The sequence below is a fragment of the Mesorhizobium sp. M1E.F.Ca.ET.063.01.1.1 genome, assembly GCF_003998155.1.
Classification (GTDB): Bacteria; Pseudomonadota; Alphaproteobacteria; order Rhizobiales; family Rhizobiaceae; genus Mesorhizobium.
Window position 1 is genome coordinate 1 of record NZ_RZSC01001058.1, and the last position, 1579, is coordinate 1579.

3 protein-coding genes are annotated in these 1579 nt (G+C 64.3%); 2 read left to right on the forward strand and 1 reads right to left on the reverse strand.

The genetic code is table 11. The features are described 5' to 3' along the window. A partial coding sequence (locus EOA29_RS35950; protein WP_127222360.1) for an ATP-binding cassette domain-containing protein occupies positions 1-420 on the reverse strand: 420 nt, incomplete at its 3' end. A 73-nt stretch (positions 421-493) separates the two neighbouring features. Between EOA29_RS35950 and EOA29_RS35955 the strand changes: the two genes are divergently transcribed. Beyond that, a complete protein-coding gene (locus EOA29_RS35955; RefSeq protein ID WP_126091162.1) occupies positions 494-1138 on the forward strand; it encodes an arylesterase in 645 nt (214 codons plus the stop codon). Between the two features lie 118 nt (positions 1139-1256). Then, a partial coding sequence (thpR, locus tag EOA29_RS35960) for an RNA 2',3'-cyclic phosphodiesterase (RefSeq protein ID WP_127222361.1) occupies positions 1257-1579 on the forward strand: 323 nt, incomplete at its 3' end.

Sequence of the window (1579 nt, forward strand, 5' to 3'; positions counted from 1 at the left end):
GTAGTGCGTCACACGGTCGCTCAGGCTCACCGCCGCCAGCTCCCGCGCCGCCACGCCGAACGGATCGGCATGGCCGGCAAGCTCCAACGGCACCGCGACGTTTTCGAGCGCCGTCATGTTGGGGATGAGATGGAAGGACTGGAAGACAATGCCCACGTTTCGCCCCCGAAACGATGCAATCTGGTCCTCGCTTTTGCCGTTGAGCAATTCGCCGGCGATTCGCACCGTACCCTGGTCGACCCTTTCCAATCCGGCCAGGACCATCAGCAGGGTGGACTTGCCGGAGCCCGAGGGGCCGACGATGCCGGTGGCCTCGCCCGCCGCCACATCCAGGCTGACGCCTTTCAGCACGTGGACGGAGGAAGCGCCCTCGCCGAGCGTCAGCGAGACATCCCTCAGTGCGATGACGGCTTCTGTCACAATGAAAGCGTCCTATATGGTGGAAAGGGGGACGACTTCCCCGCGAATGTTCCGGTCATATGGGGCTCGCCGCATGGCTTTCAAACAGACATTTGCCGCAGCCCTCGTCCTTTTCGTTGCGGTTTGCGGCGCCATTTCGTCCGCGCATGCCGGCACGTTCACGATCGTCGGCTTCGGCGACAGCCTGACGGCGGGATTCGGCTTGGGCCCGGGGGCAGGTTTCACCGACAGGCTGCAGGCGGCGCTGAAGGCGAAGGGCCTGGACGTCACCGTCGCCAATGCCGGCGTCTCCGGCGACACCACCAGCGGCGGACTGGCACGGCTCGACTGGTCGGTGCCGGACGGCACCAGGCTCGTCATCCTCGAGCTCGGCGCCAACGACATGCTGCGCGGCGTTTCGCCCGACCTTGCCGAAAAGAACCTCGACGCGATGCTGGCCAAGCTCAAGCAGCGCAACATCCCGGTGCTTCTGGCCGGCATGCGGGCCGCGCCAAATCTCGGCGCCGAATACCAGAAAGCCTTCGACGCCATCTATGCGAAGCTTACCGCGAAATACGACGTGCCGCTCTATCCGTTCTTCCTCGACGGCGTCGCCGGCCATCCCGACCTGCAGCTAGACGACGGCCTGCATCCCAACCCCAGGGGCGTCGATGTGATCGTCGAGCGCATTCTGCCCGCCGTCGAAAAGGCGATCGCCGCCAATGGCGGGGCGTCGTGAGGCTGGAATGCCACGGTTTCCGTTGGGGAAACTTTGTGGACAACAAACCGCTTGCCCCGCGCGGATATCGATGATTCGCTAGGGGTGAGAGTTTCGATTCGAGGACAGGAGGCTTTTCATGCCACGTCTTTTCACCGCCCTCGAAATTCCGCGTGACGCTGCTCTTTCGCTGTCCCTGCTCCGGGGCGGCCTGCCCGGAGCCCGCTGGATCGATGTCGAAAACTATCACCTGACGCTGCGCTTCATCGGCGATGTCGAGGGCCATGTCGCCGACGAGATCGCCAACGCACTCGACCGGGTCAACCGCCCCTCGTTCCCCCTGACGCTTTCGGGTGTCGGTGCTTTCGGGGGAAAAAAGCCGCATGCTGTGTGGGCCGGCGTGTCCGTATCGCAGGACCTGGTGGCGCTGCAGGGCGAGATCGACCGCATCTTCCAGCGGCT